This window comes from Blautia sp. An81 (assembly GCF_002161285.1).
In the GTDB taxonomy this organism is placed as follows: Bacteria; Bacillota; Clostridia; order Lachnospirales; family Lachnospiraceae; genus Blautia; species Blautia ornithocaccae.
In genome coordinates this window covers 223,342-245,110 of the sequence record NZ_NFHH01000003.1, presented here as the reverse complement: position 1 = coordinate 245,110, position 21,769 = coordinate 223,342, and the positions used below count along the sequence as shown (strand labels likewise).

At 44.4% G+C, this 21,769-nt stretch carries 23 protein-coding genes; 1 reads left to right on the top strand and 22 read right to left on the bottom strand.

Annotated elements, in window-relative coordinates; translation table 11 throughout:
- Positions 1–45: 45 nt before the first annotated feature.
- The 4 genes from B5G33_RS04710 to B5G33_RS04695 all read right to left on the bottom strand — a co-directional run bounded on the left by B5G33_RS04710 (position 46) and on the right by B5G33_RS04695 (position 2,897).
- The gene (locus tag B5G33_RS04710) at positions 46–636 is read right to left on the bottom strand and encodes a hypothetical protein (RefSeq protein ID WP_087416891.1); all 591 of its coding nucleotides are present in this window, start codon (positions 634–636) and stop codon (positions 46–48) included.
- A 283-nt stretch (positions 637–919) separates the two neighbouring features.
- On the bottom strand, positions 920–1,105 hold the full coding sequence (gene rpmF / locus B5G33_RS04705) for a 50S ribosomal protein L32 (RefSeq protein ID WP_087269741.1): 186 nt from the start codon (positions 1,103–1,105) through the stop codon (positions 920–922).
- Positions 1,106–1,108: 3 nt separating this feature from the next.
- A complete protein-coding gene (locus B5G33_RS04700) occupies positions 1,109–1,636 on the bottom strand; it encodes a YceD family protein (RefSeq protein ID WP_087416890.1) in 528 nt (175 codons plus the stop codon).
- Between the two features lie 58 nt (positions 1,637–1,694).
- Positions 1,695–2,897 (bottom strand): acetate/propionate family kinase, encoded by a 1,203-nt coding sequence (locus B5G33_RS04695; RefSeq protein WP_087416917.1) that lies wholly within the window; start codon positions 2,895–2,897, stop codon positions 1,695–1,697.
- A gap of 403 nt (positions 2,898–3,300) precedes the next feature.
- Here B5G33_RS04695 and B5G33_RS04690 point away from each other — a divergent pair, with 403 nt between their 5' ends.
- Positions 3,301–4,572 carry a tRNA(Met) cytidine acetate ligase gene (locus tag B5G33_RS04690; protein ID WP_087269732.1) on the top strand — a complete coding sequence of 424 codons (1,272 nt, stop codon included), beginning with the start codon at positions 3,301–3,303 and terminating at the stop codon, positions 4,570–4,572.
- An 83-nt stretch (positions 4,573–4,655) separates the two neighbouring features.
- Here B5G33_RS04690 and B5G33_RS04685 read toward each other — a convergent pair whose 3' ends face one another.
- The 18 genes from B5G33_RS04685 to B5G33_RS04595 all read right to left on the bottom strand — a co-directional run bounded on the left by B5G33_RS04685 (position 4,656) and on the right by B5G33_RS04595 (position 21,750).
- Positions 4,656–4,883 (bottom strand): type II toxin-antitoxin system MqsA family antitoxin, encoded by a 228-nt coding sequence (locus B5G33_RS04685; RefSeq protein WP_087269727.1) that lies wholly within the window; start codon positions 4,881–4,883, stop codon positions 4,656–4,658.
- Positions 4,884–4,885: 2 nt separating this feature from the next.
- Positions 4,886–5,200: a DUF4258 domain-containing protein gene (locus tag B5G33_RS04680; RefSeq protein WP_087269724.1), complete on the bottom strand. Its 315-nt coding sequence runs from the start codon at positions 5,198–5,200 to the stop codon at positions 4,886–4,888.
- Between the two features lie 200 nt (positions 5,201–5,400).
- Entirely contained in the window at positions 5,401–6,711 is a 1,311-nt protein-coding gene (locus B5G33_RS04675) for an FtsW/RodA/SpoVE family cell cycle protein (RefSeq protein ID WP_087416889.1), read from the bottom strand.
- A gap of 3 nt (positions 6,712–6,714) precedes the next feature.
- Entirely contained in the window at positions 6,715–7,044 is a 330-nt protein-coding gene (locus tag B5G33_RS04670; protein WP_087269717.1) for a PadR family transcriptional regulator, read from the bottom strand.
- Positions 7,045–7,336: 292 nt separating this feature from the next.
- Entirely contained in the window at positions 7,337–7,663 is a 327-nt protein-coding gene (locus tag B5G33_RS04660) for a hypothetical protein (RefSeq protein WP_087269714.1), read from the bottom strand.
- A gap of 24 nt (positions 7,664–7,687) precedes the next feature.
- The gene (locus B5G33_RS04655) at positions 7,688–9,052 is read right to left on the bottom strand and encodes a PFL family protein (RefSeq protein WP_087269711.1); all 1,365 of its coding nucleotides are present in this window, start codon (positions 9,050–9,052) and stop codon (positions 7,688–7,690) included.
- 33 nt (positions 9,053–9,085) lie between these two features.
- Positions 9,086–9,358 carry an ACT domain-containing protein gene (locus B5G33_RS04650; RefSeq protein WP_087269708.1) on the bottom strand — a complete coding sequence of 91 codons (273 nt, stop codon included), beginning with the start codon at positions 9,356–9,358 and terminating at the stop codon, positions 9,086–9,088.
- Between the two features lie 15 nt (positions 9,359–9,373).
- On the bottom strand, positions 9,374–10,171 hold the full coding sequence (locus tag B5G33_RS04645; RefSeq protein ID WP_087416887.1) for an MBL fold metallo-hydrolase: 798 nt from the start codon (positions 10,169–10,171) through the stop codon (positions 9,374–9,376).
- Positions 10,158–10,760: a dephospho-CoA kinase gene (gene coaE / locus B5G33_RS04640; protein WP_087269703.1), complete on the bottom strand. Its 603-nt coding sequence runs from the start codon at positions 10,758–10,760 to the stop codon at positions 10,158–10,160. Before coaE ends, B5G33_RS04645 begins: the two co-directional genes overlap by 14 nt.
- A 26-nt stretch (positions 10,761–10,786) precedes the next feature.
- On the bottom strand, positions 10,787–13,432 hold the full coding sequence (gene polA, locus B5G33_RS04635) for a DNA polymerase I (protein ID WP_087416886.1): 2,646 nt from the start codon (positions 13,430–13,432) through the stop codon (positions 10,787–10,789).
- A 113-nt stretch (positions 13,433–13,545) separates the two neighbouring features.
- Positions 13,546–15,036, bottom strand: coding sequence for a UDP-glucose--hexose-1-phosphate uridylyltransferase (gene galT, locus B5G33_RS04630; RefSeq protein WP_087416916.1), 1,491 nt, complete (start codon positions 15,034–15,036; stop codon positions 13,546–13,548).
- 31 nt (positions 15,037–15,067) lie between these two features.
- Entirely contained in the window at positions 15,068–16,237 is a 1,170-nt protein-coding gene (locus B5G33_RS04625) for a galactokinase (RefSeq protein ID WP_087416885.1), read from the bottom strand.
- A gap of 104 nt (positions 16,238–16,341) precedes the next feature.
- On the bottom strand, positions 16,342–17,253 hold the full coding sequence (locus B5G33_RS04620; protein WP_087272328.1) for an ArsR/SmtB family transcription factor: 912 nt from the start codon (positions 17,251–17,253) through the stop codon (positions 16,342–16,344).
- Between the two features lie 136 nt (positions 17,254–17,389).
- The gene (locus tag B5G33_RS04615) at positions 17,390–19,489 is read right to left on the bottom strand and encodes a DUF6449 domain-containing protein (RefSeq protein ID WP_087416884.1); all 2,100 of its coding nucleotides are present in this window, start codon (positions 19,487–19,489) and stop codon (positions 17,390–17,392) included.
- Positions 19,464–20,366 (bottom strand): ABC transporter ATP-binding protein, encoded by a 903-nt coding sequence (locus tag B5G33_RS04610; protein ID WP_087272321.1) that lies wholly within the window; start codon positions 20,364–20,366, stop codon positions 19,464–19,466. Before B5G33_RS04610 ends, B5G33_RS04615 begins: the two co-directional genes overlap by 26 nt.
- On the bottom strand, positions 20,363–20,734 hold the full coding sequence (locus B5G33_RS04605) for a GntR family transcriptional regulator (protein ID WP_087272318.1): 372 nt from the start codon (positions 20,732–20,734) through the stop codon (positions 20,363–20,365). Before B5G33_RS04605 ends, B5G33_RS04610 begins: the two co-directional genes overlap by 4 nt.
- Positions 20,735–20,885: 151 nt before the next feature.
- Complete coding sequence (locus B5G33_RS04600) at positions 20,886–21,296, bottom strand: acyl-CoA thioesterase (RefSeq protein WP_087272314.1); 411 nt, start codon at positions 21,294–21,296, stop codon at positions 20,886–20,888.
- A gap of 13 nt (positions 21,297–21,309) precedes the next feature.
- A complete protein-coding gene (locus tag B5G33_RS04595) occupies positions 21,310–21,750 on the bottom strand; it encodes a hypothetical protein (RefSeq protein WP_087272311.1) in 441 nt (146 codons plus the stop codon).
- Between the last annotated feature and the right edge of the window lie 19 nt (positions 21,751–21,769).

Sequence of the window (21,769 nt, the reverse complement as noted above, 5' to 3'; positions counted from 1 at the left end):
GTCTGTTTCACTTTAGACGCCAGCCTCTGAAAACTATCTATAAAATCAGCCCTGATTCTCCTGATCGCTGTTTTCCGTACTTCCTGCTTCCTGTGTTTCTCCCTCTGAGGTTTCTGTCTGCTCCTGTCCTTCCTGGCTGTCATCAGCCGTAACAATCACTTCTGCAGTAGCACTGGTAACTCCATTGCTGGAATTTTCTATAGTGCTGGTAGCCACAACATAATAATAGGTGGTTCCTGCCTCCTCTGTGGAAGGAACATAACTGTTTTCTGTAGCTCCTTCAATAAGGGTACCCCCGCCATTTTTATTTGTGGAGGACTGATACCACTGATATGTGATGGTGCCTTCATCTGATGTAGCCGCTTCTACTGTCAGTGCTTTTGCAGTGTCACCTGTTTTATAGGTAACGGATCCGCTCAAGTCAGTTGTCAGTTCCGGTTTTGCAACTTCTACTTCCGGCTCTGTTACTGTTTCTTCTTCCTGAGTTTCTTCTTCCTCAGTACTATCTCCACTATTTGTCACCTGATTTACAATTTCCTGGGCCTGTTCCTGTATCTGACTGCATCCTGTCATTGCAAAAGCAAGACATCCTGCACTAAAAAGAACCAGACCTTTTTTTACCCATTTATTTTTCACTATAACATTCCTCCTTATAGCAATACTCCCTTTAGCAATGTAATACTATAGGTTTCCAGGCATTCCGCCTATACAGTCCTGACAACATATTAACTTATTTTTCAACTGTCTGCAAGGTTTTTCCTGAAAATATTACGATTTTATTAAATAATTATTTCTATATCCATGTTACGGTAGATATTTCCGCCTGAAGGGCATATATTCTATAGGCAGTCCGAAAGTCTTTTTTATAAAACAAATAAGGTCCTGAGGCATACGCCCCAGGACCTGCAAGCTGCATGTTTTATGCTTCTTCCATTTTGATAATCTCTCTCTTGTTGTAGCTTCCGCATGCACGGCAAACTCTGTGTGGCATCATTAATGCGCCGCACTTGCTGCATTTTACCAAATTGGGAGCGCTCATTTTCCAGTTTGCTCTTCTTTTATCTCTTCTAGCTTTAGAAGATTTATTCTTTGGACAGATGGACATAGGTTACACCTCCTTAAATTTGCTAAATATATCACGGATTGCCGCCATTCGTGGATCAGGACTTGACTGATCACAGTTACAAGAACCTTCGTTCAGATCTTTGCCGCATACCGGACAGAGACCACGGCAGTCCTCTCTACATAGAACCCTTAAAGGCCAATGGATTAAAATCTCATTATGCACTAACTGCTCTACGTCCAGGCTGCAACCTGTGACATAATTAATTTCATCTAAGTCTTTTATCCTGTCTTCTCCAGAAGCCTTCATATCTACTTCCTGCTCCATGTCTATGGAAAATTCTGTAGGAACCTCCTTCAGGCACTTATCGCAGGGAATCTTTACTGTAATATGACCTTGGACTTCTATCTTGAGAACCTTATTTCCTGTGTTTGTAATAGTCACAGTCAAAGGCTCCTTCTCGGCTACCGGGAATTCTCCCAGTCTGCTTTGAAAGGAATCCATGGAAACAGGCGCTTCCACAACCTGTGTCTTTCCTTCCAGGGATAAAATTTCTGATAAATCAATTAGCATAATAGTCTCCTAATCACACCTTGTCAATTATACATAGGTATCCCAGGTTTGTCAACCATTATTTCTGATTTTTTACCAGTTCTGCTGTCTCCTGGCAGATAGCCAGTTCTTCGTTAGTAGGAATAACAGCAACTGTTACTTTTGAGTCAGGAGTAGAGATTACTTTGTCCTCTCCTCTTGCCTTATTTGCTTCCTCATCCAGAGTGATTCCCAGATAGGACAGATTGTCAACAACAGTTTTGCGGACAAGGGCTGCATTCTCACCGATACCGCCTGTAAAGGCAATAGCGTCTACACCGTTCATAGCTGCCACATAGGAACCGATATATTTGATGATTCTGTAGCACAGGCAGTCAATAGCACGTTTTGCATCAGGATTTCCGTTTTCCATAGCTTCGCTCAGGTCACGGAAGTCGCTGGAAAGTCCCTGAGAAAGTCCCAGTAAGCCAGACTCTTTGTTCAGGATCCTTACCATCTCAGATACGCTGATATTTTCTTTGTTGCAGATGTATTCCAGAACAGCAGGATCCAGGTCGCCGGAACGTGTACCCATTACCAGACCTTCCAGAGGTGTAAGGCCCATGGAAGTATCTACACATTTGCCGTTTACTACTGCACTGATAGAAGAACCGTTTCCTAAGTGAGCAACGATCACTTTAGAGTTTTCCGGATCCAGGCCCAGGAATTTGATAGTCTCTTTAGAAACGAATCTGTGAGAAGTTCCGTGGAAACCGTATTTACGAACTTTGTATTTGTCATAGTATTTATATGGGATAGCATACATATATGCTTTCTCAGGCATAGTCTGATGGAAAGCTGTGTCGAATACAGCTACGTTTGGTTTTCCCGGCATCAGCTCCATACATGCCCGGATACCCATAAGGTTTGCAGGATTGTGAAGTGGTCCCAGGTCGCAGCACTCTTCAATAACAGAAATTACTTCATCATTGATAATACAGGAGTCAGAGATCTTTGCTCCGCCGTGAAGAACACGATGACCGATAGCCTCTACCTCGTCCAGGCTCTTTAATACGCCTGTCTTAGGATTTACCAGAGCGTCCAGTACCATCTTAATAGCCTCTGTGTGAGTAGGCATAGCTGCCTCTGTAACTTCTTTTTCTCCGCCTGTAGGCTGGTATACCAGTCTCCCGTCAAGTCCGATACGCTCGCATAAGCCTTTAGCTGCAACGGCTTCTGTCTCAGAATTGATCAACTGGAATTTCAGTGATGAACTTCCGCAGTTTACTACTAATACGTTCATTTTTTCTTCCTCCGCTATCATTAGATAATCTCAGGTGAGGACTTCTCGAAAAAACCGCCCAATTTACCTGTATCGAGAATATTTATACATTTTATTGCTCAGTCCGCACAACTTTGAGCCTATGGTCTCAAAGCTGTGCTCGACAAATTCGCATAAAATGTATAAATATTCCTGACATAGGGGTTCTTGGGGCAGCTCCTTTAAAAAAGACCCCACATTTAGTGATATTATACAACGTTTTAAAAGGCCATACAAGAGCGTGTTGGGGATTTTCCCGGGAAAATTGTATTCTTTTCCAAACAAGCCGTTGCCAAATTCCCGGCTGTTCCTGTATACTGGGTGGTATCACAATTCAAATCACTTTCTGTGAAAATGTATGAAATGTTAAGGAAGGAAGTTTCTTATGGAAGCTATTACAGGAATCATTGCAGAATACAACCCCTTTCACAAAGGCCACGGCTATCAGATAAAGCAAGCCCGGAAACTCACCGGTGACCGGTATGTCCTTGTGATCATGAGCGGAGACTTTGTTCAGAGAGGAGCTCCTGCTGTCTTTGATAAATATGCCAGAACCCGAATGGCTCTTCTGGGAGGGGCTGACGCAGTACTGGAGCTGCCCTCCTGTTGGGCCTGCGGAAGTGCCGAATATTTCTCCAAGGGGGCCGTAGGAATCCTGGACGCTTTGGATTGCGTGGATCACCTGTGCTTTGGCAGCGAATCCGGAGACGTTGTTTCCTGTCAGAAGCTGGGACAAGTCCTAGACAAGGAGCCTGAAGAATTTCAAAACTTCCTGCGGGATTCATTAAAAGAAGGACTTCCCTTTCCTGCTGCAAGAAAATCAGCATTAAAAAAATATCTGGAAGCCCGTCACGACCAAAGTTTCTCCGGAGATGCCCTTTTTTCCGGAATCGAAAATTTATTGGACAGTCCTAACAATCTTCTGGGAATTGAATACTGCAAAGCCCTTTCCCGGCTGAACAGCCGGATATCTCCTGTTACTGTAAAAAGAGAAGGGGCCGGATATCACGACGAAAGCCTCTCTCAGCCCCTTTCCAGCGCCACCGCTGTCCGTCGGCTCCTTACTGGTCCAAAATACGAGGATATGCCTTTAGAAAAACTTCTGGCCTATACCCAGCCGGATTCTGTGGCTGCTTTTACAAAAGATTTACTGTCCTGGGACCTTCCTGTAACGGAAGATGATTTTTCTCTTCTTCTGAAATACCGGCTTTTGCTCCATACTCCGGAAGAGCTTGCTGGTTTTGCCGATGTGTCTTTAGACCTGGCCAGAAGGATCATCAGGGAACGAAATCATTTTGCTTCCTTTTCTCAGTTTATTTCTCTTTTAAAAACCAGAGAAATGACTTATACCCGGATCAGCCGTGCTCTCCTCCATATCCTTCTGTCCATCACCAAGGAGGATATGTCAGAAACTCCCGGCTATGTACGGCTCCTGGGCTTCCGAAAGGAAAGTTCCTCTCTTCTGCGCATGCTTCAGGACAGCAGCCGGATCCCTGTGATCACCAAAGCTGCCGATTATCGGAAAATGCTTCCGGAAGATTGCAGAAAAGCTTTTGAAAAAGATCTGTTCTGTGCAGACCTGTATGAGTCCGTAAAAGCAGAAAAATCACAGAAGACTTTTGTCAGTGATCTGCAAAAATCTCCTGTGATTCTCTGATTTTCTTAATTCCGCCAGCAGCTAGTCAAGCAAGTATGTCATCATACATGCTGGGCGGTTGCTGGGGAATTGCTGTCTCTTATTTATGCTGCCTGCTGATAATCAATGACTGCAATCTCCTGCATCAGCTTTTTAGCCATATTTACAATTACTTCCAGTTTTTCAGCCACTTCATCTGTATAATATTTCTCGCCGCACTGATCACATTCAAGACAGGGAACATTTTTAATTACAATAATACAGTTTTTATAGTTTACCACATGAGTTGTAGTGCTTTGAACAGTTGTCGCATTCTTGCAAAACATACACATAATTATTTCCCCTTTCTTCTGGTTTTCAGATCATCTTCAAATTTTCTGCTGTCTGGATAGTATGCTGTTATGATATATACATTTATACTATCACATCCAGCTACAATATGCAAAATCCTGCCGTTAACAGTATACCCAAAAATCAAACAGCTTGGGTGAGGATAATCGTCCGGATATTCTTCAATGATTTCTCCACTTGCAATTCCATTTTTAACATCTGCTCGACTGATATCACGTTCCTGCATTCGTTCCAATCCGTGTTGCGTCCAGATGATTTTAGATTCTGCACATAGTGTCTGGAATATTTTTAAATCCATTTAACCACTCCTTAGCTTATATCATGAACAATGAATGTATTTTTCACCATCACTTCCATTCATGTCATCTGCTTTAATAATATTGTAGTCCTTTAAAGTATCTGCGTCAATTAGCAGATCTGTAAAACCATAAAAGCAGAAAAATCACAGAAGACCTTTGTCAGCGATCTGCAAAAATCTCCTGTAATTCTCTGATTTTCTTATTTTACCGCCGGCTTTGCCTTCCGGCATGCCTTTTCTGAAAGGATGTTTTTATACCGGTATACACTTAACATCAGCCCAAGCAGAATATAGGATACCAACAGGTAGGAATTTCCCTTAGACAGAAAAGGCAGAAAGGTGTTCATCCCAGGGATCAGCCCAAGATTCACCAGGACATTGATTCCTGCCGGCAGAAGCAGAGACAGTCCGCTGGCAAAGCCAATCATTTTCCCAAAACGGTTTTTCCCTTTCCCTGCAATTTTTATTGCTGCGAAAATCAGTCCGAGAACTAAAACCGCAATAAAAACAGCCGCTAGGATTCCATAACAGGAGCATAAATAGCTCAGTATATAGTCACTGTTATACTCAACTGCTTTTGCAACATCCATTTCTGCACCTTTTCCAAACCAGCGGCTGCCTGCCAGCATGCTGACTGCTCTGTTTTCTCCCCTTAAATACACAGTCAGGCGTTCCATTTGATAAGCTTCAAATCCATGAAAAAACACTCCCCACAAAAGGTAAAAAGCCGGCAGAAAAATAGCCGCTCCCCATATAACAGCCAGAGTCCTTCCCTTCTTGATCCGGAACCATCCCTGAATAATCCCAAGAGACAAAAGGATCATACTTGCAAAAAAAATAACGAAAGCCAGGCCTATATCAGGGAAAGTCCAGGCATACCATAGAGGAAATAAGGTCCACAGAAAGCACTTGGCAACTCCTTTATATCCCTGGCCATAATATCTATAAAGAAGAGCTCCATATAAAGGAGGCCATAAATATAGCAAAGCTCCCAGTGAAATACTGACATTCCCGATGGATAGCCATATATAAGTTCCGTTAATCGGCATGGACAATATTCTAAAGAAAAGCAGCATCAGGAAGAAACCCAAAGTCACCCACAGAGCGTTTTTTCCAAGAAAACTGTAATCCATCCGATAAATTACGAGCATAAGGGCAAAACCAAAAATTACATACAGGCTGTGGTCCAGTCCTCCAGCTATTCCTCCAGCAGGATTCTGGCTGAGTCCTGCTGCCATCTGAAGGACAATACTCAGAAGACTGACTGCACCTACAAGAATCACCAGTCTCCAGGATATCTGGGGCCGGTGGATTCCATCCAGAGAGATTCCCGTCTGGACCGGATCTCCCATATCCAGGACAGCGGCTTTTTCCGCTTCTTCCGGTTCCATACCTGACATCCGGTTTTCTTCTATCTGTTCTTCCAGATGGCCTCTCAGTTCTTCCTCTATGAGACTTCTGGCTTTTTTACACCGGATCTGCTCCAACAGCGTCTTTAAATATTCTTCCATGTCCTAGCCCTCCCATTTCAGTACAGCAGTTACGGCAGAAGAATATTCCTCCCATTCCTCTTCCTTACATTTCAGAAGTTTCTCCCCGTTTTTCGTAATCCGGTAATACTTCCTTGTCTTCCCCAGAAATTCTTCCTCATAAGAAGTCAGAAGTTCCTCTTCCTCCATGGTGTGAAGGAGAGGGTAAAGAGTCCCTGCTTTCAATTCAAATACGTTCTGGGAACGCTTTCGCAGTGTAGTAATCATCTCATAGCCGTACATATCTTTTTCTGACAACAGCTTTAATAACAGCATTTTTACGCTGCCTGATATCCATGCCTTATTTGCCGCCATGTACATCACTCCTTATATTGGTTATCTATATATAGATTAACTATATAGTATATCGGAAGCCGATATATGTCAAGGGTTTTTCTTATTTTGGGCCACAGTAACCTGGTTATTCCTGTCGCCCAGTTCCCGGTCTCCTTATTCTGGGCCGTAATAGCTGGGCAATCCTCTTCTTTAAAGAGAAAAGAGACCATCCCACAAAATCTGAGGCTTTACAAAAGCCTGGATTTTACGGGATGGTCTCTTTTTCGTCAAAAGGCCTGAATCAGCATTGGCTGAAAGTTCATTCTTCGTTTTACTTTCTATATTTTATATTATTTCTCACTCTTTTCACATATCCCAGCACCAGCAGCACGCAAACTGCAAGTACCAGAATATAAGATATCGTCTTTAAAAGAAAGAAGCAGGCAGAAGCAAGAAGCAGGACTCCCGCCCAATAAAGGCATACTCTGCCTTCTCCGGAAGCCCATTTCTCCCAGTCTTCTTTACTCATGTCTCCCATTCCTCTCAAAGGCAGTCTTCTGCCTGACAGCAGAAGCAGGCCCTTTATCAGATAATAAATCCCAAAAAGAAAGGCAAAGCGGAGAATCACAGCCACTGCTGCAAGCAGCCCCTGTATCATAGAAAATCTCTCCTTTTTACAGCATCAGTTCTTGAAACTGTGTATAGGTGCCGGAATCCTTCCTCCACGGTTTACGAAATTATCACAGGAGTAGGGATTTACAGGCATGATAGGCGCATAGCCTAACAGGCCGCCGAACTCTACGGTCTCTCCCACTCCTTTTCCGATTACCGGGATCAGACGGACAGCGGTAGTCTTCTGGTTTACCATACCGATGGCACATTCATCTGCAATGATTCCTGCAATGGTAGTGGCCTTGGTATCTCCCGGAATAGCGATCATATCCAGTCCCACAGAGCAGACACAGGTCATAGCCTCCAGCTTCTCTATGGTCAGGGCATTGGCACGGACAGCATCGATCATACCCTGGTCTTCACTGACAGGAATAAAGGCTCCGCTTAATCCTCCTACATAGGAAGAGGCCATAACTCCGCCCTTCTTTACCTGGTCGTTAAGGAGGGCCAGAGCTGCTGTAGTTCCCGGCGCTCCTGCGTATTCCACTCCGATCTCGTGGAGAATATCCGCCACACTGTCGCCAATGGCCGGTGTAGGAGCCAGAGACAAGTCTACGATGCCGAAAGGAATTCCCAAACGTTTGGAGGCTTCCTGAGCCACCAGCTGTCCTACTCTGGTCACCTTAAAGGCGGTTTTCTTAATAGTCTCGCACAGTACCTCAAAATCTTTTCCCCGGACTCTTTCCAGAGCAGTCTTTACAACACCTGGACCGGAAACACCTACGTTAATAACTGCATCTGCTTCTGTGACCCCGTGGAAAGCTCCTGCCATAAATGGATTGTCGTCCGGAGCGTTACAGAATACTACCAGCTTGGCACAGCCCAGAGAATCCTGGTCTGCAGTAGCCTTGGCGGTTTCCAGGACAATATCTCCCATAAGGCGCACAGCGTCCATGTTAATACCGGTTTTTGTAGAGCCCAGATTTACAGAACTGCATACCCGCTCTGTACAGGCCAGGGCTTCAGGAATAGAACGGATCAGCAGCTCGTCTGCCTTTGTCATTCCCTTTGCCACGGTAGCGCTGTAGCCGCCGATGAAATTTACACCTACTTCTTTTGCTGCTTTGTCCAGGGTCTGAGCCAGGGTTACAAAGTCTTCAGAGGATTTGCAGGCTGCTCCCCCTACAAGAGCAATGGGTGTAACAGAGATTCTTTTGTTTACTACAGGAACTCCGAATTCCCTGGAGATCTCATCTCCCGTTTCCACCAGATGTCCGGCAAGGGTGGTGATCTTCTCATAAACTTTCCGGTTTACCTGCTGCAGGTCCGAATCAATACAGTCCAGAAGGCTGATACCCAAAGTAATGGTACGCACATCCAGATTTTCCTGCTCGATCATTTTATTGGTCTCATTGACCTCATACATATTTATCATAATCTGTCTTACCTGTCCTTTCTCCCTGGTGTCTCAGATGCGGTGCATCTTGGTAAAGATATCCTCATGCTGCACATGGACCGCCACGCCGATTTCTTTCCCCACTTCTTCCAGTTCCTTGGAAAGTACATCCAGCTTTTTCGGGGACAGGCTGGTATCTGTGATCATCATCATATTGAAATATCCATCTACAATGGTCTGGGAAATATCCAGGATATTCACCCTGTTCTCTGCCAGATAAGTACATACCTTTGCGATAATGCCTACAGTATCTTTTCCCACTACAGTAATAATTGTCTTTTTCATGATTCTGCTCCTTTTCTAAATGGTGACCAGGTCGGATATTCTGTCCCTGTGGGCCACGGTAATCTTAAAATCTGAGGAAGTCCAGGGATTTTCTCCCATAGTCACCTCTGAGCACACGGTCTCATAGGCCAGTGCCTCGTAATTGTTTTCCTGGCTCAGATGTCCCAGAAAAACCGCCTGGAGGCGGTCATGGAGAAGCCTGCAAAGCAGTCTTCCCGCCGTCTCATTGGACAAGTGCCCCTTATTTCCCAGGATACGCTGCTTCAGATAATAGGGATACCTTCCCACCTGAAGCATGTTCACGTCATGATTGGCCTCCAGGAGAAGCACATCCAGTCCTGAAAGATTCTGGACTATGTACTCATCATAATACCCCAGGTCTGTGGCAATCCCCACAGACTTTTCTCCCTGGTTGATCCGGTACCCTACCGGTTCCGCCGCATCATGGGAGATGGCGAAAGGGTTTACCTGAAGGTCTCCGATCTGAAAAGGGCGGTCAGCCTCGATGACGTGAAAAAGATCAGGAGGCAGTTTCCCCAGACTGTTCATCCTCTGGATCGCCTCCATGGTCCCTTTTGTACAATAAACCGGTATCCCATGCTTTCTGGAAATCACTCCCAGACCTTTAATGTGATCGGAGTGTTCATGGGTGATCAGGATTCCGTCACACTCCTGACAGCTCCGGTCAATGCTGCGCAGTCCTTCCTCAATGCGCTTTTTGCTGATCCCAACGTCTACCAGCAGGCTGGTGTGCTCACTTCCCACGTAAATACAGTTGCCGCTGCTTCCGCTGGCTATACTACACAGATTCATAATATGTTCTCATCCTTCGCTCGATCTGAAGATAGGTGTGGGCCACATCTTCATCGTTATATAATTGGAAGTCACAGTGAGCCTCATACTCCTCATCGGGAAGCTGATTTTCCATTACCTGGCGGATCCGTTCATCTGAATATCCCCGGTCCCGGCGAAGGCGCTCCATCCGGACTTCTTTTTCGCAATAAATATACCATATCTCGTCACAGATTTCATCATATTTTTCTTCCAGAAGAAGGGCAGCTTCCAAAAAGAAGAATTCTGTCTCTTCTTTTCTGGATCTTTCTATCTCATTCACAATGTATTTTTTCACTTCAGGGTGGATAATCCCATTGAGCTTTTTCAGCATTTCGGAATCCTTAAATACGATCTGGGCAATGGCCTGACGGTCCAGAGAGCCGTCCTCCTTTACGACCCAGTCTCCAAAAAGCTTCACCACCGGCTCATAGCATTTTCCCCAGGGCATCATCAGCATATGTCCTACTTCGTCTGCCTTTACGATCCTGGCGTCAAAATGGGCCTCAATATAATTTAAAACCGCGCTTTTCCCTGAGCCTACGCCCCCTGTCACACCGATTACTCTCATACTTTTCCCTCCTTCGTAAAAATCCGCTATTTAGCTTCATACCAGTTTTCTCCGGTATGCATATCCACTTCCAAAGCCACAGACAGCTCTGCTGCTCCTTTCATCTCTTCCTCCAGGATAGCGGCCACCCTGGGCTCTTCCTCTCTGGCTGTCTCAATGAGCAGCTCATCATGAACCTGAAGGATCAGCTTTGACTTCAGATTTTCTTCTCTGAGTCTTCTGCTTACCCGGTTCATGGCAATTTTTATGATGTCAGCAGCGGTTCCCTGAATGGGAGAATTCATAGCTACCCTTTCTCCGAAAGAACGCTGCATAAAGTTGCTGGATTTCAGTTCCGGCACCGGACGTCTTCTTCCAAACATAGTAGACACATATCCTTGTTCCTTTGCCTGTTTCACCAGTCCGTCCAGAAATCCTTTGATCTTTGGATAGGTCTTGAAATAATCCTCAATATACTGAGCAGCCTCTTTTCTGGTAATACTCAGATCCTGGCTCAATCCAAAGGAGCTGATGCCATAGACAATCCCAAAGTTTACTGCCTTGGCATTTCTTCTCTGAAGAGGTGTCACCTGTTCAAAGGGAACATGGAAGACCTGGGAAGCTGTGATCCTGTGGATATCCTGGGCCTCCCGGTATGCCTGGATCAGCTTCTCATCTCCGGACATATGGGCCAGCACGCGAAGCTCGATCTGGGAATAATCTGCATCCAGAAATACATAACCCTCTTTAGGGATAAAGACCTTCCTGAGCATTCTTCCCAGCTCTGTCCGGACAGGGATGTTCTGAAGGTTTGGTTCTGTACTGCTGATCCTTCCAGTGGCAGTAATGGTCTGATTAAAGGTGGAATGGATCCTTCCTCCTTCATCTATATAGTTGGCCAGTCCGTCTGCGTAAGTAGACTTCAGCTTTGCAAGCTGCCGGTATTCCAGGATATCCGCTACAATCTGATGATCCGGCGCCAGCTTCTCCAGCACATCTGCTGCTGTAGAATATCCGGTCTTGGTCTTTTTCCCCCCCGGCAGCCCCATCTTTTCAAAAAGAATCACTCCCAGCTGCTTGGGCGAATTGATATTAAATTCCTCTCCTGCCTCTTCCCAGATGGTTTTCTCCAGCTCTTCGATACGAACCTGAAGTTTTTCTCCATACTCCTTCAACTCTTCTCCATTGACCCGGATGCCTTCCTTTTCCATATCGGAAAGAGTAAAAAGCAGAGGCATTTCAATGTCTGTAAATAAAGCTTTCATTCCTGTGCTTTCCAGAGCTCCCAGAAGGGGCTTTTGAGACTTCAGCGCCACATAAGCCATGTAGCAGATACTTTTGGCAACTTCCTGTTCTTTTTCATCAGAAGCCTTCACATAGGAAAGCTTTCCTATAAGGTCTTCTTTAGCAGGAAGGATTTCTCCCAGGTATTCCTTGGCAATATCATCATAAGTATACTGGGACTTCAGAGGATTCAGAAGATAGGCAGCGATCCCTGCGTCAAACATAGCTGTATGCTCCTGGATATCCATGTGACGGAGCATAGTCTTAATATCCAGAGAAGCAACCAGTCTGCCATGTCCGCAGAGACGGTCAGCCTTCTCCATGAGATAATCCCTGGTCAAAAATCCCTGAGGCAGAAAACAGTACACCTGAAACTTCTCTTCCTCCTCATAGGACAGCCCCAGGCCAAGGAAACTATCTCCCTCTTCCAAAAGTTCCAGACCGATGCCTTCTTTTTCTTCTGCTTTTTTGAAGATTTCTTCTGCAAGGGCAAGATCCGTCACTGTCTGGAAATACTCTTCTGCCTTTACCTGTTCTCCCTTATCCTGGAATCTGGAAAGGAAGTTTTTAAACTCCAGCTCCTTGAAAAATTCATAGGCCTCCTGGGTATAGAAATCATGGACCCTTGCCTTCTCCCGGTCCAGTTCCACAGGACTGTCGGTATTGATAGTCGCCAGCTTTCGGCTCAGCACTGCCAGATCATAATGCTCCAGAAAGGCGTTCTGGGCTTTCTTGGGCTTGATTTCCTCCACATGAGCATAGGCATTTTCTGCAGTACCGTATTCCAGAAGGAGCTTTGTGGCAGTTTTCTCACCTACTCCCGGAAGTCCGGGAATATTGTCGGCAGAATCTCCCATCAGGGCTTTCAGCTCTATGATCTGAGGCGGCGTAAGCTGGTAAGCCTCTTTTACATCTTTTGCATAATAGTCCTCAATAGTAGTCTTTCCTCCCTTTGTCTTGGGAATCCGGATACAGATATTTTCTGTGGCCAGCTGAAGGAGATCCCTGTCACCGGAAAGAATGGTCACATCCATTCCCTGAGTTTCGCTTTTCTTTGCCAGAGTTCCCAGGACGTCATCTGCCTCATACCCTTCTTTAGATACAATATTTACTCCCATGGCTTCCAGCACGTCTTTCATCACCGGCACCTGTTCCCGCAGCTCTCCCGGCATAGGCTTTCTGGTCCCTTTATAGGCATCATACATTTTATGGCGGAAGGTAGGGGCAGGAAGGTCAAAGGCTACTGTAAGGTAATCGGGATTCTCCTCCTCCAGCATTTTAAATAGGATATTGAGAAACCCGTATATGGCGTTGGTATGAAGGCCTTCGGAATTTGTCAGGTCCGGAAGCCCGTAATAAGTTCTGTTCAAGATACTGTGCCCGTCTATCAGCAGGATTTTTTCCTTCATGTCTGTTCTCCTTGTTGTTGGATAATTTCTATCTTATTCTTGTAGTATAGCATAAAGGAAACAAAAAAGACAGGCAGGAGCGCCTATCTTTTTTGTTTCCTCTGCATTTGTTCTTATAAAACCTTTATAAAGCGGCGGAAGGCTTCCCTTCCCTCAGGTGTACACTTATAAACTCCTGCGTCCTCCAGTACATGAACGAATACCTGCCCCACTTCTTCCTGAAGGATGTCCATTACATTCTCCTTTGTGATCTCAGGATATTTTGGAAGGAATTCCTTTACCCAGACACTGTGTTTTTCCAGCATTTCATTTTCTGCAGGATCTTTTCCTTCCAATATGTATTCTGCCAGAAGTTCCAGTTCTTCCTTCAGTCTTGCAGGAAGGACAGCCAGACCCATAACCTCAATAAGACCAATATTTTCTTTCTTGATATGGTGGTACTCTGCATGGGGATGGTACACTCCTAAAGGATTTTCCTCCGTAGTGATATTATTTCTAAGGGTCAGATCCAGCTCGAACATATCCCCTTTCTTTCTGGCGATAGGAGTAATAGTATTGTGGGGCTCTCCATCTGTTTCCGCAAAGACAAAGGCAGCTTCGTCTGTGTATCCTCTCCATACTTCCAGTACATGGCTTGCCAGGTCAATAAGCCTTTTCTCATCTTTGCTCCGGATTCTCAGCACGGAAAGAGGCCATTTTACGATGCCTGCTTCTACATCTTCATAGCCTGGAATGACAACTTTTTCTTCCATAGGAGCCTTGGCCATGGCAAAAGTATAATGTCCTCCCTGGAAGTGGTCGTGGCTTAAAATAGAGCCTCCTACAATGGGCAGGTCTGCATTAGACCCCAGGAAATAATGAGGAAACAGCTTGATAAAATCAAAAAGTTTTACAAAGGTATTTCTCTCAATCTTCATAGGAATGTGCTGTCCATTGAAGACAATACAATGTTCGTTATAGTAAACATATGGAGAATACTGGAATCCCCACTGGCTGTCATTAATAGTGATGGGAATGATCCGGTGGTTTTCTCTTGCAGGGTGATTCAGTCTTCCTGCATATCCCTCATTTTCCATGCAGAGCTGGCATTTTGGATAACTGCTCTGTTTTGCATTCTTTGCAGCGGCAATAGCCTTTGGATCTTTTTCCGGCTTGGAAAGGTTAATGGTGATATCTATGGTTCCATAGGGGCTTTCCACAGTCCAGCGCCTGTCTTTCTTTATGCGGTAACGGCGGATATAATCCGTATCCTGACTGAATTTATAGAAAAATTCTGTAGCCGCTTCAGGGCTTTTCTCGTACTCTTTCCAGAATTTTTCCTGAACCTGGGCCGGACGGGGAACCAGGCAGTTCATGATTTTGGTGTCAAACAGATCCCGGTAGCCAATACTATCTTCAATAATCCCTCTTTTTACTGCCTCATTTAGAAGTTCTCCCAGAATGGTCTCCAGGTCTTTGCATACTTCCTGGTCCTCCGGCTCTGTGTATTCGTCTTCATGAAATACATCCAGCAGAAGATTCGTAGTATAAACCCTCTCACACTCAGGCACCAGCCCTGTATCAATCCCATACTGTACCAGATCTCTGATATTCTTGTTCAACATATCTTTCACCCTTCTCCTTTCTATTGCTTCTTTAAGAAATCCTTCTTGTTCCGTCACCAATCTCCACTACATAAAAGTCTGCTGCATAACCTATGGTCTTTTCGTAAATTCCGCCTACATTTTTAACAAAATCCTCTACCTTATCCTCTTTTACAATACTGACTGTACAGCCTCCAAAGCCTGCCCCTGTCATTCTTGAACCGATAACGCCTTCCTGTTTCCAGGCTGCTTCTACCAGGGTATCCAGCTCTTTCCCCGTAACTTCGTAATCATCTCTCAGAGATATATGGGATTCGTTCATCAGTCTTCCGAAAGTTTCCAGTTCATTATTTTTCAGAGCCTTAACCGCCCGAACTGTTCTCTGATTTTCATAGACTGCGTGCTTTGCTCTTTTCCTGCAGACCGGATTTTTTATAACGTCTTTTATCTCCTCAAACTCTTCCTCAGACAATTCCCCAAGAGCCTGAACATTCTTCACACTCTGGATATCTTTCAGGGCTTCTTCACATTCCGCTCTTCTCTCGTTATATTTAGAATCTGTCAGTTTTCTCTTCTTGTTGCTTGCAGCAATAACAATTTTGCAGCCTTCCATATGGATTGGCGCATATTCGTACTGAAGATTCTGGGTATCCAGGAAAATCGCATGGTCTTTTTTCCCCATTGCTATGGCAAACTGATCCATGATCCCGCAGTTCATACCGTTAAAATTATTTTCCCCATACTGTCCCATCAGAGCCAGGTTTATCATGGTCAGGTCTTCATATCCGAACAGATCTTTCAGGATAATTCCCATAAGAAGCTCCACAGAGGCAGAAGAAGAAAGACCTGAGCCATTAGGAATATTTCCATACATCAGCATGTCAAAACCTTTATCAATGGGATAGCCTTTTTCACGAAAGGTCCAGACAATCCCTTTGGGATAATTGGTCCATCCTGCACTGTCCTGATATACCAGGTCGTCCAGACTGGTTTCTATAACGCCCATTTTGCTGAAATTTTCAGAGTAAAGACGGATTTTCCTATCCCCTCTCTTTCTTGCCACGCCATAGGTGCCAATAGTCAGCGCGCAGGGAAAAACATGTCCTCCGTTATAATCTGTGTGCTCGCCGATAAGATTTACACGTCCCGGCGAGAAGTAAGAGCGAATATCTCCTCCTTCTCCAAAAAGCTTCTGAAACTTTTCCATCAATTGCAGCATCATTTCTACCTCCATGCTTTGCATTTAAAACATTTTTTATGTTTCATTTCATTTTTTATGTTTCTATCGCAATTATAGCACAGATTACCTGTTTGTAAACCCCTTTTTTAAAATTTTACTTTCATAACCAGGTCCTGAGGATAGTCGCCGAAGCAGTTTCCAAATATATTCACCCCTCCTATGTGTTCTGCCTGTTCTTTGATTCCTATGATCACAGAAATATAAGGGCCTTTTTCCAGATCATAATCCTCTATCTTAAAAGGAGCGCTTCTCTCTCCATCCAGATAAGTTCCGGAACGGTCCAGTCTCCAGGTTTTCAGATTTCCATACTGGCTCTTGCTGTCCTCCCACCAGTCAGGGTTCAGTTTTCCCCTTCTTCCTCCAAAGTCCGAAGGACAGATCCAGGTTCCCGCTTCTTTTCCGTTAATCCATAAAGTGATGTCTGAAGGATAGTCCAGATTATAGTCCGGTGCCTCTGAACACAGTTCTGCCGAAAACTCTAAGACTCTGGCCGGTTCCTCCTGAAGAGCCGCATTAGGGAACCGGTATTCCAGATATCCGGAAGAAAACCAGATCAGTTTTGCCGTTGTCCGCTTAGGGTCATAGAAGCATCTGGGTTCATCTTCTCCATCAATATAGCCTTCCTCGTTTACCATTCCGCAGGTAGGGGTGATCCGATAGTCCACATAGTTTCCCACCGGCATGGAAATTATCTCTTCTTTCTTTTTCTCCTCCTGTTTCTGAAGATCCAGGATTACTTTTCCTTCTTGGGGAATACACATTTTCATGGAACCTCTTGCCGCTGGTTTCAATTCTGTGCGGATCAGGCCTGCCTCTTCCAGAACACGGATATTCAAGGCTGCAGAAGAAGCCGGTATGTCCAGCATTTCTGCAATCTCATTTACACACAGAGGACCGTTTCCCAATAAACTGAGAATTCTGATCCGGGCTTCTGAGGAAAGGGCCTTGCCCAATGCTGTCAGTTCTTTTTCGTTCTCTAAATTTAATTCTCTGTCCATTTGCAATATCTCCGCTGTTTTAAAACAAATATTTTATTCTATTTTACCCTTCTCTCCTCTTACTTGTCAACGAAAAAGGGACCAAAGCAGCCTGTTTTCAGGTATTCTGCTCTGATCCTTTCTCTATGCAAATCTGTTAGTCAGTATTCCCTTGATTTAATTGTTCTAAAATATCTGTCAGACTGCTGTCTTCAAAAATATAAAATGCTATCTTATCTTTTTTACTGTCCTTCCAGGTAATCTCACAGGAAACCTGGTAGTTTACATGGCTTCCTACAGTAAAGCGCTCGTCACGGAAAGTAGCCTGGGCCAGGAGCTTCTCAATGTCTTCTTCCGTGCGGTATTCTTTTTCCAGGTACTGTTCTTCCCCGCTTTCATAGGAATACCTGCTCAATAAGATAGATTCTACCTGGTCTGGCTCAATACTGTCAGCCATAGGATTCCCCAGCTTTTCCAGCATAGCTCTGGTCTTCTCGAAGCTCGCATATACTGGAAGGTTATAGCTATAAGTATAGGTACTATTCACGCTGTATCCCATAGCACTGATCTCCGGTTCTGCCTTTTCCTGAAGTTCCAGCCATCCTACCTGCTTCTCCCTGCGGCTCTGGTCAAAGGTCATATTTTCCAGTTCTTCCTGGTAGGTTTTTAGCAGCCTTTCCTGATTTTCATCAGATAAAGTTAAAGCCTTTCCTGATTCTGTAAAACTGTAGGTATAAATATTTTCAATTTTTTCTGTATCGATATAGCTGGTAGGCAAAATCTTTTCTCTGTATTCCCAGGTGTCATATACCCGTCCGATATTTTCTACCAGTTCCTCGGTCTCCGGTATATAGTACATTCGGTATACATCCTGTCCGGATTTCATGTGATAGCCTATATAGATCATAACCATCGTCTGCTCTGGATCACCGTTTTCCCGGAGACTCTGCACATCTGATGCATAGGCCTCATGGTTCCTGACATATTCCACACTCTTTTCTGCCAGCGCGTAAATCTCCTGGAAATCCTCTACCCACTGCTTCAGCGAGAATGTGGTATATGTAGGGCTTTCCGTCACACTGCTTTCCGGATACTGGAACTGACCGCTGACACTGGGAAGATACAGAGACATAGAAGCAACCTTCTCTTCATCTGGTAAAAAAGTATCCACTCCTGTGATATCTGTCCGGTATCCTCCAAGAATCAGTATCAAAACTGCCAGAATCACCCCTGTTGATACCTTAGGCTTCAGAGCCATACGGATATCCATATTACAGAGGAAATCGAAGATCATGGAAAAGATCAGAGTGAGCACTACTGCGCCGATGACCATCCAGAAAAATTGGTTATACATGTAACCGCTGAAATACAGAGCACAGAGCAGGGAAAGAGGAAGTATCCCGCAGACCTTGATCACTGGCTCCAGCTTTTTAAATGCAATGGCTTTATGGAAGCTTTCTGAAGGACGTATCCGGTAAACCAATATGTCCGCCAGGATCACAACCAGGGCCAGAACAACTCCGTAAAGGAAATATATACACAAAGATTTCCAGGTCCAATCCACTGTTCCCCCGCTGATATAGGCAATAAGAGGGCTTAGAAAAATCCCAAAATCATAGTCCATCTCCTGTACGATTGTTTCAAAAAATCTGGCATTAAGTCTGGTAAAAGTCATATAGAGGATTGGCCCGTAAAACATCAGTGTCATAAATCCCAGCGTACCTGTAAAAAGGTTTCCTGTGAGCAGGATGGCAAGGACCGCCGCTCCATAGATTGCCAGAAAATAAATCACCGCCAGAAGGGTATGTATTACCAAAATACTCAGGGCTGTCTGGTTCACTGCACCGTAAACCAACCCTATAGCAAGAGTCAGCAGCAGGTTTAATACATAAGGGATCAGAAACAGACTGAATCCGCTTAAAAACTGTGCCATAAACAATCCTTCTCTTCTCATGGGAAGACTGTGGTAAAAATCTGTCTTCTCCTGGGAATAAAGGTAAAAGAAGACCGAAAGAGCCGCCAGAGCTCCGCAGCCGGCCACTATAACCTGAACCAGAGAGCTTCTGATACATTGGATAAAAGTATTTGTCATGTTAACAGTAAAGTTTGTGGTATCGATATATTTTGCCCCATCCAATGCCGTCAGGGTACTGGCCGGCATAACTACCAGAAAGGCAAGGAAGAATAAAATCATCAGCCAGAAATTCCTCCGGATATTTCCCCCGATAGTTTTAAGTAAATAATTTCTTGATGTCATAACCTGCCACCTCCGTTTCACTGATAAATATTTCTTCCAATGTCAGAGGAATGGCCTCTGCAAAAAGAGGATTCCGCCTCTGGATCTTTCTCATGATTTCCTCCCTGTCTCCCCGGACTACCATAGTCAGCAGGGAAAGTCTTTTTTCCGATTTGACCACCTGTAATTCTTTCAGCAGTTCCTCTTCATCCTTTTCATCTGGTATCACACATTGAACCTTATGGATGTTTTCTTTCATTTCTTCAATATCTTTGGAGAGAAGCACGCCTCCTTTGTGAAGAAGTCCCACATGATCACAGATATCTTCCAGTTCTCTTAAGTTATGTGATGCAATAATCGGGGAAAAAGAGCGGTTGGCCACCTCATAGGCCAGCAGGCTCTTTGCCGCCTGACGCATCACCGGGTCCAGACCGTCAAAAGTCTCATCGCAGAAAAGATATTTTGTTCCTGCGCTGATTCCCAATATTAAAGCTGCCTGTCTTTTCATCCCTTTGGAAAAAGTACTGATTTTTCTCTTATATTCTAATCCTACCTTTTCAGTCAGGCTTTTTACTTTCTTCCTGTCATACCGTGGATAGTAGGCAGCGTAATATTCCTCCATATCTGCAATAGACGCATTTGGAAAAAAGTAGGCGGTATCCGGCAGGAAAAAAATTTCTTCCTTAACTGCAGGATTTTCAAAAACCGGCTCTCCGTCTACTGAAATCTTTCCCTCGTCCGGTTTCAGCACACCGGCCAGCATTCTGAGGAAAGTACTCTTTCCCGCTCCATTGGTCCCTGCCAAACCAAAGATGCTGTTGTCCTCTATTGTGAGAGATATGTGATCCACAGCCTGAAGAGAGCCGAATCTCTTACACAGCCCCTCTGTTTTTATCATACTTTATCCTCCTCATAAAATTCAGACGTTTTGGCAATACATCTTTCTTTTTCAATTCCCAGCTCTTTTCCTTCCTGAATAACGTCCCGCAGCTTCTGGAAAAAAACTTCCTCCTTTTTTTCTTTCAGGGTCTGATTTCCTGACACAAAATTCCCCCTGCCTTTTACAGGATAGATATATCCCTGCTGCTCCAGGATCGTATAGGCTTTCTGGATTGTATTTGGATTAATCGAAAGCTCACTGGCCAGAGTCCTGACAGATGGCATCTGGGAATCTGCCTCCAGAATACCTTTTACGATCAGCATCTGAAATCTTTCCACGATCTGTTCATAGATAGGTTTCCGATTCTGATAATCAATAACAATCAATCCGGCTCCTCCTTTCCATCAGTCATGTCTTATTTCCGCAAGCAGCGGAGTTGATAATTTCACTGCGTATCAAGTGTACTATGTGTCTTAGTACACTTGTAGTATAAAAAATCCGGACTTCTTTGTCAACAAGAAATCCGGATTGTAATACTTATTTAACACTTTCTTTCGAAAAGCCCTGATGGTATTTGTCCCAGCCTCTTTTTAGTGAAACCGGTCTTCCTTCTCTGTCCAGGAAACAGTGGCTGCTTTTTCCAAGACACCGCACCTCTCCTGTTTCCTTATCTCTGACTGTATAGGACAGCTCCAGTTTTATACCGTTATACTTTACAATTTCTGTTTCTATCTCAACAGTATCTCCAAAATGAGTCATAGTCTTATATTCACAGGACACAGAAAGCACCGGACTGATCAGTCCATCTTTTTCCATCTGGGCATAAGAGAAGCCGCATCCCTCCATAAAGTCCACCCTGGCCTCTTCAAACCACCGGATGTAATTGGAATGATGAATGATCCCCATCTGATCTGTCTCATAATACTGAGTTTTATGTTCATATTTCATAATCTGACGCCTCTTATACTCCTGCTTCCAGTTCTTTTTTATTCTTTACAGCTCCCCACATATAAAGTCCATGGAGAACTAAGGAGAGAAGCATGGACAAAGGAAGACCAGCTCCCATAAATGCGATCTGTATAACCGCTGACAAGATTACAAAAGCAAAGAGACCGTAACCGCAGTAAAGAGGAAGTTTCTGCTTTCCTGGAATAGATGCAAAAATCATGCCCATGGCTCCTGCCAAAACCATAATAAGACCCCCTATACAGGTGATCGCTACAGAAATTACCAGAATCGGAACAGAAAATTCCACTCCACTCTCTGTAAAAGAAGCTGTAACTCCTTCCAAATCCGTAATCAGTACAAATGCAGACATCAGTCCATTCATCAAGTCATAGGCACCCAAGACCAGTTCAATCATGGCTACCCATCGAAGCAATGAATTTTTTCTGGTTTTCATACTATCTTCTCCTATTTTC

Excerpts from the sequence above, each read along its gene's own strand:
- B5G33_RS04655 (WP_087269711.1), bottom strand. The coding sequence starts at position 9,052 with ATGATAAATATGTATGAGGTCAATGAGACCAATAAAATGATCGAGCAG.
- coaE (WP_087269703.1), bottom strand. The coding sequence starts at position 10,760 with ATGAGAGTAATCGGTGTGACAGGGGGCGTAGGCTCAGGGAAAAGCGCG.
- B5G33_RS04620 (WP_087272328.1), bottom strand. The coding sequence starts at position 17,253 with ATGGACAGAGAATTAAATTTAGAGAACGAAAAAGAACTGACAGCATTG.
- B5G33_RS04625 (WP_087416885.1), bottom strand. The coding sequence starts at position 16,237 with ATGATGCTGCAATTGATGGAAAAGTTTCAGAAGCTTTTTGGAGAAGGA.
- B5G33_RS04600 (WP_087272314.1), bottom strand. The coding sequence starts at position 21,296 with ATGAAATATGAACATAAAACTCAGTATTATGAGACAGATCAGATGGGG.
- B5G33_RS04685 (WP_087269727.1), bottom strand. The coding sequence starts at position 4,883 with ATGTGTATGTTTTGCAAGAATGCGACAACTGTTCAAAGCACTACAACT.
- B5G33_RS04700 (WP_087416890.1), bottom strand. The coding sequence starts at position 1,636 with ATGCTAATTGATTTATCAGAAATTTTATCCCTGGAAGGAAAGACACAG.
- rpmF (WP_087269741.1), bottom strand. The coding sequence starts at position 1,105 with ATGTCCATCTGTCCAAAGAATAAATCTTCTAAAGCTAGAAGAGATAAA.
- B5G33_RS04695 (WP_087416917.1), bottom strand. The coding sequence starts at position 2,897 with ATGAACGTATTAGTAGTAAACTGCGGAAGTTCATCACTGAAATTCCAG.
- B5G33_RS04650 (WP_087269708.1), bottom strand. The coding sequence starts at position 9,358 with ATGAAAAAGACAATTATTACTGTAGTGGGAAAAGATACTGTAGGCATT.
- B5G33_RS04690 (WP_087269732.1), top strand. The coding sequence starts at position 3,301 with ATGGAAGCTATTACAGGAATCATTGCAGAATACAACCCCTTTCACAAA.
- B5G33_RS04595 (WP_087272311.1), bottom strand. The coding sequence starts at position 21,750 with ATGAAAACCAGAAAAAATTCATTGCTTCGATGGGTAGCCATGATTGAA.
- B5G33_RS04610 (WP_087272321.1), bottom strand. The coding sequence starts at position 20,366 with ATGATAAAAACAGAGGGGCTGTGTAAGAGATTCGGCTCTCTTCAGGCT.
- galT (WP_087416916.1), bottom strand. The coding sequence starts at position 15,036 with ATGTTGAACAAGAATATCAGAGATCTGGTACAGTATGGGATTGATACA.
- B5G33_RS04680 (WP_087269724.1), bottom strand. The coding sequence starts at position 5,200 with ATGGATTTAAAAATATTCCAGACACTATGTGCAGAATCTAAAATCATC.
- B5G33_RS04675 (WP_087416889.1), bottom strand. The coding sequence starts at position 6,711 with ATGGAAGAATATTTAAAGACGCTGTTGGAGCAGATCCGGTGTAAAAAA.
- B5G33_RS04645 (WP_087416887.1), bottom strand. The coding sequence starts at position 10,171 with ATGAATCTGTGTAGTATAGCCAGCGGAAGCAGCGGCAACTGTATTTAC.
- B5G33_RS04670 (WP_087269717.1), bottom strand. The coding sequence starts at position 7,044 with ATGGCGGCAAATAAGGCATGGATATCAGGCAGCGTAAAAATGCTGTTA.
- polA (WP_087416886.1), bottom strand. The coding sequence starts at position 13,432 with ATGAAGGAAAAAATCCTGCTGATAGACGGGCACAGTATCTTGAACAGA.
- B5G33_RS04660 (WP_087269714.1), bottom strand. The coding sequence starts at position 7,663 with ATGATACAGGGGCTGCTTGCAGCAGTGGCTGTGATTCTCCGCTTTGCC.
- B5G33_RS04615 (WP_087416884.1), bottom strand. The coding sequence starts at position 19,489 with ATGACATCAAGAAATTATTTACTTAAAACTATCGGGGGAAATATCCGG.